Origin of the sequence: Acinetobacter sp. YH01018 (assembly GCF_013420295.1) — a bacterium.
GTDB lineage: Bacteria > Pseudomonadota > Gammaproteobacteria > Pseudomonadales > Moraxellaceae > Acinetobacter.
The window spans coordinates 23,563-39,931 of record NZ_VOYL01000003.1; the positions used below are offsets into that span (position 1 = coordinate 23,563).

A 16,369-nucleotide genomic window follows, 5' to 3' on the forward strand; every position below is an offset into this window, starting at 1 on the left:
GCAATTCAAAATGCGCAGTGATAGCATATTCGCAGACCAGTTAGACTGCCTCTGCATTGTTACTGCCTAACAGATTTTAGGAAGAATAAAAGCACTCAACAGGCTAACATAGGTTTTTTTTAATCTCATATTTTAGAGAGTGATGCCATGTTATTCAAAAAAATCGCTATTGCTGCTGCAGTTGCTACTACTTTAGCTTTCGTTGGTTGTGCTAAAAAAACTGAAGAAGCTCCTGCTGCTGATGCTGCTGCATCTCAAGCTACTGTAGCCGCTTCTGAAGCTACTGCTGCTGCTTCTGCTGCTACTGTTGAAGCTTCTGCTGCTACTGAAGCTGCTGCTTCTGCTGTTGACGCTGCTCCAGCTTCTGAAGCTGCTGCTTCTGCTGCTAAATAATCTTTACGATTATTCAGTACAAAAAAGAGAGCCATTGGCTCTCTTTTTTTATGACTAAAATAAAGTTCAATTCTATAAAAACAATTGTACCTCTCCCTATTCTAAGTACAGAATTGATTTCTAATCCCGATTGTCAATTAAATTACAAAGGGCTGAATCTCTCAAATACTTAGGCTCTACTCCACAAATAACGCTTTTATATACAAATCTTATAGCAAAAAAAGAGCAGATCAATCGATCTGCTCATTTCCTACACGCTGGCGGAATTTCTGCCCTGCGCGGAATGTGACTACACGGCGTGCTGAAATTGGAATTTCCTCGCCAGTTTTCGGGTTACGGCCTGGACGTTCACGCTTGTCACGCAACTCAAAGTTACCGAACCCCGAAAGTTTAACCTGTTCGCCCGAGATTAGCGCTTGGCTAATCTCATCAAAGAACAATTCGACCATTTGTTTAGCTTCACGACGGTTTAAACTCGTGAGCTCACTTAAATGATCAGCCATTTCTGCTTTTGTTAGTGCTGTCATGAAGCCCTCAATGTCGCTTGGTAAGTGTTTTCCAACACTTGAAGGATATTATCCATACCTGATTTAATTTCAGCATCTTCCAATGTACGGCTTGGATGCTGCCAGAGAAGGGCAAATGCCAGTGAGCGTTTCCCTTCTTCTACCCCTTGTCCAGTATACACATCGAATAACCATGTCGAGTCTAGCAGCTCCCCACCTGTTTTTTCGATAAGTCCCTGAATTTCGCTAACATTAATCTTATCACTAATTAAAAGCGCAATATCACGTCTTACTGATGGAAAACGTGATAATTCTGTAAAATTAGATACATAAGTTTGCAAAACAGCCTTTTGATCAAGTTCGGCAACCCAAGTCATGCCCAAATCAAGTTCGTCTTCCAAAGAGGGATGTAAACGACCCAGATAACCAACAGACTGACCATCAACCAGAATTTCAGCTGATTGTCCAGGATGCAACCAGCTACGCTCTGAACGAACATATTCCACTTGAACCCGTCCAGCTGCCAGAATTTCCTCAACTTCACCTTTTAAGTCAAAGAAATCCATCGGTAGAGCCTTACCATGCCAAGATTCAGTTGTTTTAGCACCGACTGCAATTAAAGCCAAAGTCGGAATCTGTTTTAGATCATGAATGCTTTGTGCATCCTGATAATCAAAACGTAAACCCAGTTCAAAGAAACGTACGCGGTTTTGCTGACGGTTAATATTGTATTGCACACATGGAATCAAGCTGGATAACAAAGTCGAACGCATTGCCGCCAGTTCGCTTGAAATCGGGTTGGCCAACATCAACGGATTGACCGCAGGATTCAACTGTTTTTCAAGTTTAGCATCGGCAAAGCTGAAACTGATCGCTTCCTGATAACCTAAAGTCACCAGGGTTTGACGAAGTTGTGGCAATTCAAACTGATCTTGATGTTTGGCAAGTTTTACATCAATCACTGGCAAGCTGATCTGAATGTTGTCATAACCATGAATACGGGCAACTTCTTCAATCAGGTCTTGGTAAATCGCCATATCGTAGCGATGTGATGGAGGAACTACAGTCCACTCACCTTGTGCTTTTACAGTCACCACACAACCTAAGCGTTGCAGTGCATCGGTAATAAAGTCAGATTCAACTTTGTAACCCAATAACTGATCCACTTGAGCTTGATTCAGCTCAATCGCTTCACGTTTTGGTAAAAGCTCCGTTTTTTCTGCAACAGTAATTGGACCAAACTCACCACCAGCAAGATCAGCAATCAGCTGTGATGCGCGGTGCATGGCAATAAGTGGTAATTCAAAATCTACGCCACGTTCATAGCGCTGAGATGCATCGGTATGTAAACCAAAGCTACGTGCACGACCCGCAATATGTAAAGGCGCAAAGAAAGCAGATTCCAGGAAGATTTCCGTGGTTTCATCGGTAACAGAAGAAGATAAACCACCCATGATGCCGGCAATTGCCAATGCTTTCACATCATCAGCAATCACCATTACATCATCAGATAACTCAACTTCTTGTTCATTGAGCAACACCAGTTTTTCAGCAGTAGTGGCTTGACGTACATGCACTGAACCTTGAACCTTGCCACCATCAAATGCGTGTAATGGTTGACCCAATTCAATTAAGACATAGTTGGTGATATCGACCAAAATGCTGTGCTGACGGATACCTGAACGAGCAAGTGCACGTTCCATCCATACCGGGGTCGCTGCTTTGGTATTGACGTTTTTAATCACACGACCCAAATAACGTGGGCAGCCTTCTGTCGATACTACAACTTTCTTTTCATCTACGATGGTTGCAGCGACTTCCTTGATTTCAGGTGCAGTCACAGCAAGCTGGTTAATGACACCAATTTCACGTGCGATACCACGAATACTGAAACAGTCACCACGGTTAGGCGTGATACTGATATCAATGACATTGTCATCAAGGTCTAGATATTCACGGATATTCATGCCAACGGGTGCATCCGCAGGTAGTTCTAGAAGGCCATCAATTTTATCTTCAAGATCAATTTCAGAAGCACCACACAGCATACCTTGGGATTCGATACCACGAAGCTTACCTTTCTTGATTTTGAAATCACCCGGTAAAACTGCACCAATGGTGGCTACAGGTGCTTTCATGCCAGCTCGTACATTCGGTGCACCGCAGACAATCTGTAAAGGCTCACCTGAACCGATGTTGACTGTAGTCACACGTAAACGGTCTGCATCCGGATGCTGTTCTACAGTGAGTACTTCACCCACAACCACACCCGTAAATGGTTTTGCCGCTGGCGCCAGTTCATCCACTTCCAAACCGAGCATGGTGAGTTGGTCAGATAAGGTATCGCTGTCAATTGCTGGGTTGACCCAGGTGCGTAACCAATTTTCGCTAATTTTCATTTCTATAAAAACCTATAAATCTAATTTTTTGAATCCCTCTCTAACTCCAATCATTTCACGGAGTTCTCTCCTTTTTTAAAGGAGATGAGAAGCACTGCTTCGCAAGAGAGGTTAATAAATTCGTTTAAGCAAATTGGCGTAAGAAACGCACATCATTCTGGTAGAACATACGCAAATCATTAATGCCATAACGCAGCATGGCAAAACGCTCTACACCTAAACCAAACGCAAAACCTTTATATTTTTCAGGATCAATGCCTGCTGCCTGAAGCACATTCGGATGCACCATACCGCAGCCTAAAACTTCTAGCCAACGACCGCGTTCATCCATGATATCCACTTCAGCACTTGGTTCAGTGAATGGAAAATAAGATGGACGGAAACGGACAGTTAAATCTTTTTCAAAGAATTCGTTCAGCAAGTTCACCAGCAAACCTTTCAGTTCTGCAAAGCTGGTGTTCTCAGCCACGTATAAACCTTCAATTTGATGGAACATTGGCGAATGCGTCTGGTCAGAGTCACAGCGATATACACGACCCGGGCAGACAATACGAATTGGCGGCTGATTCTTTTCCATAGTACGCACTTGCACACCTGAAGTGTGGGTACGAAGCAAGTGGTTGGCATCAAAATAGAAAGTATCATGCATTGCACGTGCAGGGTGATGACCCGGAATATTCAACGCTTCAAAGTTGTGATAATCATCTTCAACTTCAGGGCCTGTCGCAACAGTGAAACCGGCTTTGGTAAAGAACTGGCAAATACGTTCTTGCACTTGAGTCACAGGATGAATACTGCCTACGCTTTGACCACGACCCGGCAAGGTAATATCAATCGTTTCGCTGGCAAGTTTTTGTTCTAGTGCAGTTTTTTGTAATTCGGCCTGGCGTGTGGTTAATGCACCAGTGATGGCTTCACGCACAGCATGAATTTTTGCCCCGAAAACTTTACGTTCTTCAGGGTTCATTTTACCCAGTGCCTTGGATTGTTCCGCGAGCTGGCTTTTCTTCCCTGTAAATTGCACTCGTACTTGATCGAGTGTAGCAAGGTCCTCTGCTGCTGCAATCGCAGCGAGCGCTTCAGTGGTCAGGGCTTCCAGTGACATAGTAACTCTCAAAGCAACAATTTAAAAATATAATAAAACCCCATATTCTAACAGTTTTTAAGCGCATTGATGAAGTTCCCTGTAGAGGAAAAATTAGATTGGCAACCATATTTAGAAAAAGTATAAGATAAAGCCAATATCTATGAGATCAATAACAATGGCACTCGATCAGATTTGGAAACAGCAGCTTACTTTGGTGACCTATGGCAATGAATATCTCAGCCAGAATCTGAGCTTTAATCATTGGGTACAACATGCCATTTTTAACCAGCACAATTTGCGTTTCCGAGATCTGCTGTCACAACATTTATTGGCACAACATTTTCAAATCTGGTTGGAAGGTCTAAAAAAACAGGGAACGCTGCGCATCAGCCTGCACAGTTCCAGCCTGCTCAATGATGAACAGAATCCAAATGCCAATGTTGAACTGCTAGCCATTCCACATTTTATTGTCAGCCATGAACAAAATAAGAAAATGGCCTGGATTTTCGGCAAGGAATTGGCGGAGTGGTATAACGCAGATCATGACTATGCAGCGCCCAAGCCACAACAGGAACAGTGTCGTCAGGAAACCTTCTGGCGTTTCGAGCTGAATTCAAAACTGGCAAAGCGTATCGATGCCGATCTGCAACAGCCGAAGTGGGATGACATTCAGATTTATACCAACAACGAATTATTTGACAGCAAGTTTGCACAGGGCTTTATCGAGCCTGCCAATCGTGATTTTCCATATTATGGAATGCCGCAAACTGCAACGGAAAATGCCGATGGCTCCCCATTATCCGAGAGTAAATATCTGCCTTTACTGCCAAGCGATTATCAGGCGGATTATGCGCATACCACACTGCATCGCCTGGAAGCATTATCCAGTTATATTCAGCAAAAACAGCAACATCCCTATCATGCGGATGGCAGTGAACTGACAGCAGAAGAGCAGCTAAATCTACGCCATTTCTCGCAAAAACTGGATGATTTAACCGCAAAATTTATAGTTAAAGTTGCCAATCATTATCAATCCGCACGCTTAACCAAAGTTGAAGTCGCCAATCCCCTGGATGATGCACCCAGCACTCCGCATAGCGCTCCACAAGTAAAAAGCCATCCTGCACATGCCTCGCACAAGGTCGGGACATCAGGCGTCATCAAACTGATTCTGCTGACCATTGTGATTTGTGTATTGGCTTATTATTTTGGACTTTAATTTTTATAAGGTTTCAAAATCTGGATGAACCCGATCACATCACATCGGATTCATCCTTTTTATAAGCTTCTAATTTTTATCGTGATGAGGTCATTGCAATTTTTTAGGCTTTTTTAGTGCCAGTTTTTTTAACACTTCTGATACCGCTACCATAGCAAAACTTGAAGTTACCACCACTGCCGAGCCATAACCGCCACAGCGCAGGCCGGCACTGGCACAAACCTCTGCGCCAGAAAATGGATTATCAATCGAATAGACACAAGTAATTCCAAATTTTTCTTTCGGCTTTTTGCAAATGCCTTTGGCTCGTAGCTGGCTGCGCAGTTTGGCCAGCATCGGGTCCTGTTCCGTCTTAGACAAATCGGCAACACGGATTTTTAAAGGATCCAGCTTGCCGCCTGCTCCACCCGAGACAATGAGCGGAATTTTATTAAAACGGCAATGCAGCATTAACGCCAGTTTGGCTTTGACATCATCAATACAGTCCAGAACGACATCAGGGGCATTTTCTAACAGTTCTTTGACATTATCTGGGGTTAGATAGTCATCCACCACGTTAATTTTGATACGTGGATTAATTGAATAACAGCGCTCGGCCATCACTTCAATTTTTTCCCGACCCAAGGTCGAACTCATGGCCGGCAATTGACGGTTAATATTCGATGCCGCGACCACATCCATATCAATCAGGGTCAGCTCAGCAATGCCGGTACGTGCCAAGGCTTCAACCGCCCAAGAACCCACGCCGCCAATGCCGATCACCATCACATGGCTGTGTTCGTAGTGACGAAAAGCTTCATCTCCATAAATTTTTTCTACCCCGGCAAAGCGGCGCTCATATTCATCATCTTCAGGAAGATCAGTCATTCGTCATCTAACAGCTAAAAAATACCGACGCATTTTATCAAATTCCGGCTCAATTCGATAATCTATCTCTTTCGCATCATTCAATAACTGTAGCAGACATAAAAAAAGAGGCTTTCGCCCCTTTTCTATTCATCTATCAATACTGCTTTATTTATTCATGATAAAGAAATATTCACGATAATATTTCAGTTCGGCAATCGAATCACGGATGTCATCCATCGCTAAATGTGAGGCATTTTTCTTCAAGCCACTCATAATTTCCGGACGCCAGCGTTTTGCCAGCTCTTTCACTGAAGATACATCCAGATTACGGTAATGGAAGTACTGTTCCATTTCCGGCATTAAACGGTGCAAGAAACGGCGATCCTGACAAATCGAGTTACCACACATTGGGGATGATTTTGGATTGACCCATTTTTTCAGGAATTCCAGGGTTTGCTGTTCGGCATCTTGTGCAGTCAATTTACTGCGGCGTACCCGTTCGATCAGCCCCGATTGACCATGCTGACGCGTATTCCATTCATCCATCGCATTCAGTACGCGATCCGACTGATGCACAGCCAGCACTGGACCTTCCGCCAGAATATTCAGGTTATCGTCAGTCACAATCGTTGCAACTTCAATAATTTGATCGTTATCCGTATCCAGACCTGTCATTTCAAGGTCAATCCAAATCAGGCGGGTATCAGGGGTGCTGCTCATAAATGTGCAATCTTATTGGGCTTAAAAACCGCTATAGTAGCAAATTTATTGCAACTTGGCTGTAACTCCTACCCCGCTTCATGCTATTTTTGCCATTCTTAGTCCATGCTTTTTTTAGGATATGAATGGCTTTAATTCGTAAACGTCGTTTAACTGAACAGCAGCAACGTCGCATTCAGAAACAACATCAAACACGTCAAGAAGAACCCGACACTTCAAATGATTTAGAAGGCCTGGTGGTTCAACATTATGGCCGTCAACTTGAAGTGCAAGCCTTATCAACGCCCGAAAATCACCCGAGTAAACCTGTCGTTGCAGCAGGTGAACCCGAACCGTTCTGGAAGCCGATTGAAGTCGGCAGTGTATGGCGCTGTCATACCCGAACCAATCTGGAAGCACTGGTCACAGGTGACCGGGTCAAATGGCAGGCCGACCCGAATACCGGACTCGGTATTATTACCGCCATTCATCCACGTAAATCCCTGCTAACCCGTCCTGACCGTTATCACAAGGTTAAACCTGTTGCGGCCAATGTCAGCCTGATTGTGATTGTGTTTGCCTCTTTTCCGGAAGTTGCCCCCAGCCTGATTGACCGCTATCTGGTGGCCTGTGCCGATGCTGAAATTCCGGCACTTCTGGTGCTCAATAAATCTGATTTAATTCAGGAAAATGACCCGATTTTAGACTTAGTCAGAGAATACCAAGACCTGGGCTATGAGGTGATGCAAACTCAATCTGATGGCGATTTAACTGAACTAGCAAAACGCTTGGCCGGTGAAACGGTCGCTTTTGTCGGTCAGTCTGGTGTCGGCAAAAGCTCGCTGATTAATGCCATGGTTCCCGAAGCGGCGCAAAAAACCAATATCATTTCGGAAAACTCGGCGCTGGGTCAGCACACCACCACCTCTACACGTTTAATTGCCTTTGGTGAAGGCGCTGCACTGATTGACTCTCCGGGCATCCGTGAATTTGGTTTATGGCATCTGGACCTGGCCAAAGTGCAGCATGGCTTTCCTGAAATTGAAAACCTGCTGGGACATTGCCAGTTCCGTAACTGTACCCATAAGCATGAAAAGCAATGTGCTTTGCGTCAGGCTGTGGAATCTAGTGAAATCTTGCAACGCCGTTTAGACAGTTATTTGCGTTTAATCGATGAAATTACTGAAGCGCAGCAAAAAAATTAATTTTTCTTAACCCTTAGCCCTTGAAGCAGTGATTTTGATCGCCATATTTATAGGCTATACTCTACGCAATTTTGAAATTGTAATTAGGTGACTTGTGGAACGTTGGTTCGAATTTATGGGGAATCACCCCTTCTTGTTTGGAACACTCGGGGTGTTGGTTGTTTTGTTCTTTATTTTAGAAGGACAACGCAATGGCCGTAAAATTTCACCACAATCTTTAGGTATTTTAGTCAAAGCTAAAAATGCCATGCTGATTGATTTACGTGATGCCAAAGATTTCCGTGAAGGTCATATCAGCGGTAGCCGTAATATTCCCTATAGCCAGATTACCAGTCATATTGAAGAGTTAAAATCTGCCGATCGACCACTGGTGTTTATTTGTAACCTGGGTCAAATCGCAGGAACCGCCTTACAACAAGTGGGACATGCCGACAGTTACCGTCTAGACGGTGGAATCAACAACTGGAAAGTGCAAGGCTTACCCCTGATTAAAAGCAAATAATAGGCTTGGAGATTTTGAATGGCTGAAGTAATTATTTATTCCACCACCGTATGCCCTTATTGCATTCGCGCAAAACAACTTCTTGAGCGTAAAGGCGTGGCTTATAAAGAAATTAACTTATCTAACGAAGCGCCTGAAGTACGTGTGGAACTAATGCAACGCACTAACCATCGTACTGTTCCACAAATTTTTATTAACGACCAGTTTATTGGTGGTTTTGATCAACTTTATGCTTTAGAGCGTGAAGGAAAACTAAACGAACTATTGGCTTAACCCTATATTAAGTCAGCTCTTCATATTAAGGATTAAAGAATGAGTGAACAACAAGCTCAACCACAATTAGCACTAGAACGTATTTATACTAAAGATATTTCTTTTGAAGTACCTGGGGCACAAGTATTTACCAAAGAATGGCAGCCTGAATTAAATATCAATCTGTCTTCTTCTGCAGAAAAAATTGACGCAACGCATTACGAAGTGGCATTACAGGTGGTTGTTCAGGCGAACAACGCAGGTGATACTGCATTTATCGTAGACGTGACTCAAGCAGGTATTTTCCTTATTGATGGCGTTGAAGAAGAACGCCTTCCATATATTCTTGGCGCTTATTGCCCAAATATCCTGTTCCCGTTCTTACGCGAAGCAGTGAATGATATGGTCACTAAAGGCAGCTTCCCGCAATTGCTGCTTACACCAATTAACTTCGATGCTGAATTTGAAGCAAACATGCAACGTGCGCAAGCGGCCGCTGCTGAAGGCCAAGCTTAAGTGCTTAAGTCTGAATATAAAAAAGACCGCAAATGCGGTCTTTTTTATTGGCTTTTAAGCCCCTCTTTAATAAAGAGGGGTTTGGGGAGATTTAAGTATGGATAACTTTCCGAAATATAATCCTCCCCAACCCTCCTTTAAAAAAGGAGGGAGTTTTTTATTCACCATCCATCATTAAATCAGCGCTCATACCCACAGTATTAAAGCCGGCATCAACATACATAATTTCGCCAGTAATACCATTTGCCCAAGGTGAGCACAGGAACAATGCCGCATTACCGACATCTTCAATGGTCACATTACGTTTCAGTGGCGCAACTTTTTCATTCAGGTCTAACATTTTACGGAAAGACTTGATACCTGAAGCTGCAAGAGTACGGATTGGACCTGCCGAAATGGCATTTACGCGAATGCCTTCTGCACCAAGGCTTGATGCCAAATAACGCACACCCGCTTCTAATGATGCTTTCGCCATACCCATAACGTTGTAATTCGGCATTACACGTTCAGAACCCTGATAAGTCAAAGTCAACAAACAGCCTTGGCGAACTTTTAATAAAGGTTTTGCAGCACGTGCCATGGCAATAAAACTGTATGCACTAATGTCGTGGGCAATGTTAAAACCTTCACGGTCGGTAACATCAGTAAAGTCACCATCTAAAGTATGCGCTGGCGCGAAACCGATTGAATGAACTACGCCATCCAAACCATCCCAATGTTTTGCCAATTCTGCAAAAGCCTGGTCAATTTCAGCATCTACCGCCACGTCACAAGGGAAAACCAGTGTTGAACCGAATTGTGCAGCAAACTCATCAACACGTTTTTTTAATTTTTCATTCGGATAGGTAAATGCCAGTTCAGCACCTTCACGATGCAAGGCTTGAGCAATACCAAATGCAATGGATAATTTACTTGCAATACCCGCGATGAGAAAACGCTTACCCGCCAATAGTCCTTGTGCCATGTGAATCTCACTCAAAATAATTTAGCAGCATAATGCCAAGTCTGAAGCATTTGCGAAATTGCATAATGCGCCTTTTTTTAACATGTTGTGTAAAAATCAAAAAAAATGCTCCACCATTGGGGAGCATTTCTGAACTGATCGTGCTATCTAGCTCGCTTTCATGGTTAAAAGGATTAATCATCCCCTTGTAATAAACCCAGCAAGCGCAGGAAGGAATAATACATCCAGACCAAGGTCGCCAATAAGGCAATACCACACAACCATTCCATCGCTTTTGGCGCATACTGTGCAGCAGATGATTCGATCAGGTCAAAATCGAGTATCAGGTTTAAAGAAGCAATGACCGCGACAAATGCAGCAAAGCCAATCCCCAGCCAGTTGCTTTCAAAAATATAGGGAATACTGGAACCAAAAGACAGCCCCATGACCATTTGCACCACAAATACAATGGCAATGGCAATCGAAGCAGACATCACTACAGCTTTAAATTTTTCTGTGGCACGAATAATCTGGAAGCGGTATAACCCAAACATGACCAGTGTGGTAACAAAGGTTGCCAGCAAGGCTTGTAACGGTACACCTGGAAATTTCAGCTGAAATACAACCGAAATTCCCCCTAAAAATGCCCCTTCAAACAGTGCATAAGGAATGGCTAATGTGGGGGCGGTATTCGGCTTGAATGTGACGATGAGTGCCAGGATAAATCCACCAATTGCTCCCACCATTGCAGCAGCATAAGCCATCGATATATTTAGGGTGAGAAAGCTATATAAAAAGAGTGATACACCGACTACAGCAGCAATGACTGTCAATATCACCGACTTTTGAATGGCACCTTGCACCGTCATGGCATGGTTAAAATCACTCTGGGTTTCGACCCGGGTTAAAATAGGATTATTACTTTGCATAATTCCCTCATTATTGTCATTTAGATTTTTGAATGAGTATAAAACGCATTTAAGAACAGAAAATGAATCTTTGCAACTTTGCATAAAATATCGCTCAGACAAGCAAGCTGATTCATGGCACAACATACCCTAAAAACCGATATTGATGGATAAAATATGATTTTACAATGTTTTTCAAGATGCCAACTTTAAAGCATCCAGGGAGTTTTGCCAGAGTTGTGCAGCAAGAAAAGCCTGATCCAGATTCAGCGATTGTGCCAATCCATCCAGAACATAAGGTAAATTGACTGGCGTATTGCGAGTTCGATGTTCAGTGGAACTTTGACAGCATAAGGGTGTCATATCCGGACAATCGGTTTCCAGAACGAGATGTTCAGCACCTATAGCCTGAACCACGCGATGCAGTTTTTTGGCATTGGGATTGGTAATTTGCCCAGTGACGCCAATTTTAAAGCCCAGTTGAATAAAGGCCTTGGCTTCTTCTATGCCGCCACTAAACGCATGGGCAATTCCACCCAAGCTAAATTGCTGCTGTTTTAATATCGCCAGCGTTTCTGCATGTGATTTTCGGATATGCAATAACACCGGCTTATCAAACTGTTGCGCCAATTCCAGTTGTGCAGCAAAAAAATCTTTTTGTTTCTGAAACATGGCTGGCTGCTTGTGCTGTGTTAAAAAAGTATCTAGGCCAATTTCACCCACTGCAACACAATCTTCATTTTTCAACACTGATTCTAAATCGGCCAAATGTGCATTTTGATGCTGTTCAATATAAACAGGATGCAATCCCGGTGCTAAATAACTTTGAGGAGCATCTTTTAATTGATTGAGAAAATGCTGAGTGTAGAGCAGATCCTGAAAACGCGACTGAACAAAACCAATCAAAATCAGGCGTTCTACTCCAACTGCTTTGGCCGCATGCGCCAGTTGCTCCCGATCTGCATCGAAATCGGGAACATCAAAATGGGTATGCGTATCAAAGAGTGAATAAGACATTAAGATCGGGCTTTATTTGCAATAGGTGTACTTGCCGATGCAGCATCATTTTTGAGTTCAGCCTGAGGCAAGTACTCTTTCTTCAGTACGGTTTGCAACTGCTCATAAGGAATGGTCAAACGTGGCAAGCCCACCACATAAGGCCCAATTTCATATTCGCCATATTGCAAAATCAGACCTTGAGTGGATAGGTAGAAATTGTCCGATAAAGTAAATTTCCACGCCTGTTCGTATTCTTCAACGCTATTTGCCAACTTGGAATCAATAACCCAACGTTTAAACTCTTCATGGGCTTTCTGTTTCAGTACAGCTTTCTGCTTGGGCGCCAGAATATCATCCAACTCGACCAATTTTTTCTTTTTCAAATCAAAGTTATAATAATACTGTGAGGATGAACCATGTGCACCACCCAGATAACTGCTGGAATTTAACACCACAGTTGCCAAAGGTTGGCCTGCATTGAGAATCTTCGGCTTGATCATCAGGCTGATCTGATGATTGGCACTTAAGGCTTTCAGTTCTTTATCCAGCGATAAAAAGGTCTGCAGATAAGGCGCCACCTGTTTTTCCAGTTTCTGTTTCGGTGTTTCAATAGTTTCCGATGCAGCAGCTTCAAATGCCTGAGCCGGATTTAAATCTTTCGAATTTCTGCTTGCTGTAGTCACCACCTGCTGCTCTGTCTTCAACAATTTCGGCGAAATATCTAAAATTTGATCTAGCTGCTTTAAAACTTGTTGATCAATAAATTCATCAATAAATGCCTGGTTACTGGAAAGACGCTCGACATTTATTTCAGGACAACTATTCCCATCACATTCAGGCAAATTTAAAGTCAGCTTTTCCGTGTCGCCTGCCAATGTTAAAGCTTTGGCTTGAGTAGCTTGCGATTGGGCTACTTTGTCCTCTTTTTTAGGCTCAGGCTGTTTAGGTTGGCATGCACTCAAGGCAATTGCCGCCGCAACAACACTGAGGGTAAAGATCGTTTTATTTTTTAGCATCATCTAACCTATAAACTTAAATCTGGTAAATGGACGTTCACTCAATGTCTGAATTGATTACCGATAACTAAAACATATGCTGATAAGCGTCAGCTTTCAATATCTGCTTGGTTTGTTCTTTGGTTAAATAAATATCCAGCTGGGCACCATCTTTAACAATTTCATGGGTGCGATAATGCAAACCGATACCTTCCTGATCAAAAAACCAGTCTGCCTGTCCCCAGTACAGTTTCTTTGGCGCTTTCTGTTTGACTTCAGCCTTTTGTTGCTTTAACCATTTTTGATAAGCCTGCTGCACAATGCTATTCATGGCACTTTGCTGTTTCGGCTCAATCACATCTAATACAGTCAGCGCTTTCTGTGTTTTACGGTCAGCCACAAAGAAGTAATATCGCTCTTTTACTTTTACTTCTTCTTGCATCGTGTCAACGCCTAATTGCATCAGCACATATTGATTACGCTGATAGGCAATTCGGGTATACATTGACAGTTCATAGGGCTTATTTTTGGCAAATTCGGTCTGCCAGGCATCCGACTTTTTCACATAGGCATTTACGGCCTGCTGCAGGCTCATGTCCTGTTTTAAGCCAATTTGATCTTGAATAACCTTGGCTTGACTCTTGGCAATCCAGTCATTTAACCAGGCATCTTCGGTATGTACCGTTTGAATACTCAGGTCTATACAGTTCTTGGTTTCGCAAAAAGGCAAGGCAATTTTTGCCGGCTGTTCCTGAATATTTAAATACGGCAAGACATCCGCCTGCTCGGTTTTAAATACCGAAGTTGGCGACTGTTCCTGATCTGGTTGTTTGGATTCTTGTTTTGAAGCATCACAGGCACTGAGCATCAGCCCCATGACGATTACCGATGCAGCCCCGAGTTTCCCGTTCATGCTGACCACTCTTTTTCTCAAGTAATTCATCTATCTTTATGATTCTAATAGGGCAGTTGACACTTCATCTATGTTTGCGACGATACATATTGATGAAATGTCATCAACTCCCTAAAAAAACAGCTTCATAAAGAAGCTGTTTTATTGGTTGTCTTAGTGTTCACGGGTATTACGGAACACGATATCCGGATAACGCTCCTGCATCAGCTGCAAATTCACCCGGCTTGGTGCAAGATAGGTCAAGTGCCCCCCCCCATCCACTGACAACTGATCATGGGCTTTTTTCTTGAATTCGTTGAATTTCTTCTCATCTTCACAAGACACCCAACGAACGGTATTGATGCTGACCGGCTCGTAGACACAGTCCACTTTATACTCTTCTTTCAGCCGGTACGCGACCACTTCAAACTGCAGCACACCGACTGCACCCACAATCAGGTCATTGCTGTTTTGCGGCATGAACACCTGGGTTGCACCTTCTTCTGAAAGCTCTTTCAGACCTTTTTGCAGCTGTTTCGACTTCAATGGATCTTTCAGACGCACACGGCGGAACATTTCCGGCGCAAAGTGTGGAATACCTGTGAAGTGCAGATCTTCACCTGAAGTAAACGTATCACCAATCTGGATGGTACCGTGGTTATGCAGACCGATAATATCGCCAGGCCATGCTTCTTCCAGATGCTGACGGTCGCCTGCCAGGAAGGTTAAGGCATCACTAATACGCACATCTTTACCCAGACGCACATGCTTCATTTTCAGGCCTTTTTCATATTTACCTGAACAGATCCGCATGAAAGCAATACGGTCACGGTGCTTCGGATCCATATTGGCCTGAATCTTGAAGACGAAACCACTAAAAGCTTCTTCAGTGGCGTCTACTTTACGGTTTTGTGTTGGATGCGCTTTCGGCTCCGGTGCATATTCACTGAATGCATTCAGGACATGATCCACACCAAAGTTACCCAATGCCGTACCAAACAATACCGGAGTTTGGCGACCTGCCAGGAATGCTTCACGGTCTAATGGTTCATTGGCCATTTGAACAAGTTCAAGAGACTCTTCAAATGCTGCCCATGCCAGTTCCCCGACTTTTTCACGCAGGTCCGCATGGTCATAACCATCACGCACTTCAATGTCTGTAATCACTGAACCGAAACCGGCTTTATAAACGTAGAATTTTTCTTCGATCAGGTTATATACGCCAGCGAAATCACGGCCGGTACCGAGTGGCCAGGTAAGTGGCACACATTTAATTTTCAGAACGTTTTCAATCTCATCCAGCAGCTCTAAAGGCTCACGGATTTCACGGTCCATTTTGTTGACGAAAGAGATGATCGGCGTATCACGCATACGACACACTTCCATCAATTTAATGGTCCGTTCCTCGACACCTTTTGCCCCATCGATCACCATCAGCGCTGAATCCACAGCAGTCAGGGTTCGGTAAGTATCTTCCGAAAAGTCTTCGTGCCCCGGGGTATCCAGCAGGTTGATCATCTTGTCTTTAAACGGGAACTGCATTACCGAGGTGGTGATCGAAATACCACGTTCCTTTTCCATTTCCATCCAGTCCGAAGTCGCCGCACGGTCAGACTTACGGCTTTTCACCATACCAGCAACCTGGATCGCCTGACCCCATAACAGCAGTTTTTCTGTCATGGTGGTTTTACCGGCATCGGGGTGGGAAATAATCGCGAACGTCCTGCGAGTCGCGACTTCTCTAGCGAGTTGCTCTTTAAACATAGGAAAAATCTTCAATATGTACACTGTTTTGTACACACGTATCAATGTGTATCAAGCCAGTGAAGTGATAACTTAAAATTGGCGCAATTGTAGCAGATTTATAGTTATTGTATCGGGCTGTTCACGATTAAAGCACTTTGATCACCACTGATAGACGGTTTATATCTCTAGATGGCATCATTCTATCCCCTAGCGATCTATTCAGTGAAAATTAAGAAAAATTGCTGTAGGAATAAAACTG

At 43.5% G+C, this 16,369-nt stretch carries 17 protein-coding genes; 6 read left to right on the forward strand and 11 right to left on the reverse strand.

Going from position 1 to position 16,369, the window contains the following annotated elements; translation table 11 throughout:
* The first annotated feature begins 147 nt into the window (after positions 1-147).
* Positions 148-393: a hypothetical protein gene (locus FTT83_RS01815; protein WP_086197464.1), complete on the forward strand. Its 246-nt coding sequence runs from the start codon at positions 148-150 to the stop codon at positions 391-393.
* A 230-nt stretch (positions 394-623) separates the two neighbouring features.
* On the opposite strand, the gene FTT83_RS01820 is transcribed toward FTT83_RS01815, so the two are convergent.
* The 3 genes from FTT83_RS01820 to pheS all read right to left on the reverse strand — a co-directional run bounded on the left by FTT83_RS01820 (position 624) and on the right by pheS (position 4,403).
* Positions 624-920: an integration host factor subunit alpha gene (locus tag FTT83_RS01820; RefSeq protein WP_086197465.1), complete on the reverse strand. Its 297-nt coding sequence runs from the start codon at positions 918-920 to the stop codon at positions 624-626.
* Positions 917-3,298, reverse strand: a complete 2,382-nt coding sequence (gene pheT, locus FTT83_RS01825) for a phenylalanine--tRNA ligase subunit beta (RefSeq protein ID WP_180080913.1) — start codon at positions 3,296-3,298, stop codon at positions 917-919. Before pheT ends, FTT83_RS01820 begins: the two co-directional genes overlap by 4 nt.
* A 124-nt stretch (positions 3,299-3,422) precedes the next feature.
* Positions 3,423-4,403: a phenylalanine--tRNA ligase subunit alpha gene (gene pheS, locus FTT83_RS01830; protein WP_180043827.1), complete on the reverse strand. Its 981-nt coding sequence runs from the start codon at positions 4,401-4,403 to the stop codon at positions 3,423-3,425.
* Between the two features lie 157 nt (positions 4,404-4,560).
* Between pheS and FTT83_RS01835 the strand changes: the two genes are divergently transcribed.
* A complete protein-coding gene (locus FTT83_RS01835) occupies positions 4,561-5,604 on the forward strand; it encodes a hypothetical protein (protein ID WP_180043829.1) in 1,044 nt (347 codons plus the stop codon).
* A 90-nt stretch (positions 5,605-5,694) separates the two neighbouring features.
* On the opposite strand, the gene FTT83_RS01840 is transcribed toward FTT83_RS01835, so the two are convergent.
* On the reverse strand, positions 5,695-6,471 hold the full coding sequence (locus FTT83_RS01840) for a ThiF family adenylyltransferase (RefSeq protein WP_180174725.1): 777 nt from the start codon (positions 6,469-6,471) through the stop codon (positions 5,695-5,697).
* Positions 6,472-6,618: 147 nt separating this feature from the next.
* The gene (orn, locus tag FTT83_RS01845; protein WP_086197470.1) at positions 6,619-7,173 is read right to left on the reverse strand and encodes an oligoribonuclease; all 555 of its coding nucleotides are present in this window, start codon (positions 7,171-7,173) and stop codon (positions 6,619-6,621) included.
* Positions 7,174-7,298: 125 nt separating this feature from the next.
* On the opposite strand from orn, the gene rsgA reads away from it, so the two are divergent.
* The 4 genes from rsgA (at position 7,299) to secB (ending at position 9,627) form a co-directional block, all read left to right on the forward strand.
* The gene (gene rsgA, locus FTT83_RS01850) at positions 7,299-8,357 is read left to right on the forward strand and encodes a small ribosomal subunit biogenesis GTPase RsgA (RefSeq protein WP_180174726.1); all 1,059 of its coding nucleotides are present in this window, start codon (positions 7,299-7,301) and stop codon (positions 8,355-8,357) included.
* A gap of 94 nt (positions 8,358-8,451) precedes the next feature.
* Complete coding sequence (locus tag FTT83_RS01855; RefSeq protein ID WP_086197472.1) at positions 8,452-8,859, forward strand: rhodanese-like domain-containing protein; 408 nt, start codon at positions 8,452-8,454, stop codon at positions 8,857-8,859.
* A gap of 18 nt (positions 8,860-8,877) precedes the next feature.
* Positions 8,878-9,132 (forward strand): glutaredoxin 3, encoded by a 255-nt coding sequence (gene grxC / locus FTT83_RS01860; RefSeq protein ID WP_086197473.1) that lies wholly within the window; start codon positions 8,878-8,880, stop codon positions 9,130-9,132.
* Between the two features lie 39 nt (positions 9,133-9,171).
* Entirely contained in the window at positions 9,172-9,627 is a 456-nt protein-coding gene (gene secB, locus FTT83_RS01865; protein ID WP_180080903.1) for a protein-export chaperone SecB, read from the forward strand.
* 157 nt (positions 9,628-9,784) lie between these two features.
* Here secB and FTT83_RS01870 read toward each other — a convergent pair whose 3' ends face one another.
* The 6 genes from FTT83_RS01870 to FTT83_RS01895 form a co-directional block, all read right to left on the reverse strand.
* Positions 9,785-10,591 carry an enoyl-ACP reductase gene (locus FTT83_RS01870; RefSeq protein WP_086197475.1) on the reverse strand — a complete coding sequence of 269 codons (807 nt, stop codon included), beginning with the start codon at positions 10,589-10,591 and terminating at the stop codon, positions 9,785-9,787.
* 173 nt (positions 10,592-10,764) lie between these two features.
* Entirely contained in the window at positions 10,765-11,499 is a 735-nt protein-coding gene (locus FTT83_RS01875; RefSeq protein WP_180176175.1) for a Bax inhibitor-1/YccA family protein, read from the reverse strand.
* Between the two features lie 174 nt (positions 11,500-11,673).
* Positions 11,674-12,495 (reverse strand): TatD family hydrolase, encoded by an 822-nt coding sequence (locus FTT83_RS01880; RefSeq protein ID WP_180176174.1) that lies wholly within the window; start codon positions 12,493-12,495, stop codon positions 11,674-11,676.
* The gene (locus tag FTT83_RS01885) at positions 12,495-13,493 is read right to left on the reverse strand and encodes an RsiV family protein (RefSeq protein ID WP_180176173.1); all 999 of its coding nucleotides are present in this window, start codon (positions 13,491-13,493) and stop codon (positions 12,495-12,497) included. The genes FTT83_RS01880 and FTT83_RS01885 overlap by 1 nt, the downstream gene beginning before the upstream one ends.
* Positions 13,494-13,560: 67 nt before the next feature.
* Entirely contained in the window at positions 13,561-14,385 is an 825-nt protein-coding gene (locus FTT83_RS01890) for a hypothetical protein (protein WP_180080895.1), read from the reverse strand.
* Between the two features lie 153 nt (positions 14,386-14,538).
* Entirely contained in the window at positions 14,539-16,128 is a 1,590-nt protein-coding gene (locus tag FTT83_RS01895) for a peptide chain release factor 3 (RefSeq protein ID WP_180080893.1), read from the reverse strand.
* Positions 16,129-16,369 lie beyond the last annotated feature (241 nt).

Coding starts and splice junctions, on each gene's coding strand:
- FTT83_RS01815 (WP_086197464.1), top strand. CDS start 148: ATGTTATTCAAAAAAATCGCTATTGCTGCTGCAGTTGCTACTACTTTA.
- FTT83_RS01820 (WP_086197465.1), bottom strand. CDS start 920: ATGACAGCACTAACAAAAGCAGAAATGGCTGATCATTTAAGTGAGCTC.
- pheT (WP_180080913.1), bottom strand. CDS start 3,298: ATGAAAATTAGCGAAAATTGGTTACGCACCTGGGTCAACCCAGCAATT.
- pheS (WP_180043827.1), bottom strand. CDS start 4,403: ATGTCACTGGAAGCCCTGACCACTGAAGCGCTCGCTGCGATTGCAGCA.
- FTT83_RS01835 (WP_180043829.1), top strand. CDS start 4,561: ATGGCACTCGATCAGATTTGGAAACAGCAGCTTACTTTGGTGACCTAT.
- FTT83_RS01840 (WP_180174725.1), bottom strand. CDS start 6,471: ATGACTGATCTTCCTGAAGATGATGAATATGAGCGCCGCTTTGCCGGG.
- orn (WP_086197470.1), bottom strand. CDS start 7,173: ATGAGCAGCACCCCTGATACCCGCCTGATTTGGATTGACCTTGAAATG.
- rsgA (WP_180174726.1), top strand. CDS start 7,299: ATGGCTTTAATTCGTAAACGTCGTTTAACTGAACAGCAGCAACGTCGC.
- grxC (WP_086197473.1), top strand. CDS start 8,878: ATGGCTGAAGTAATTATTTATTCCACCACCGTATGCCCTTATTGCATT.
- secB (WP_180080903.1), top strand. CDS start 9,172: ATGAGTGAACAACAAGCTCAACCACAATTAGCACTAGAACGTATTTAT.
- FTT83_RS01870 (WP_086197475.1), bottom strand. CDS start 10,591: ATGGCACAAGGACTATTGGCGGGTAAGCGTTTTCTCATCGCGGGTATT.
- FTT83_RS01875 (WP_180176175.1), bottom strand. CDS start 11,499: ATGCAAAGTAATAATCCTATTTTAACCCGGGTCGAAACCCAGAGTGAT.
- FTT83_RS01880 (WP_180176174.1), bottom strand. CDS start 12,495: ATGTCTTATTCACTCTTTGATACGCATACCCATTTTGATGTTCCCGAT.
- FTT83_RS01885 (WP_180176173.1), bottom strand. CDS start 13,493: ATGCTAAAAAATAAAACGATCTTTACCCTCAGTGTTGTTGCGGCGGCA.
- FTT83_RS01890 (WP_180080895.1), bottom strand. CDS start 14,385: ATGAACGGGAAACTCGGGGCTGCATCGGTAATCGTCATGGGGCTGATG.
- FTT83_RS01895 (WP_180080893.1), bottom strand. CDS start 16,128: ATGTTTAAAGAGCAACTCGCTAGAGAAGTCGCGACTCGCAGGACGTTC.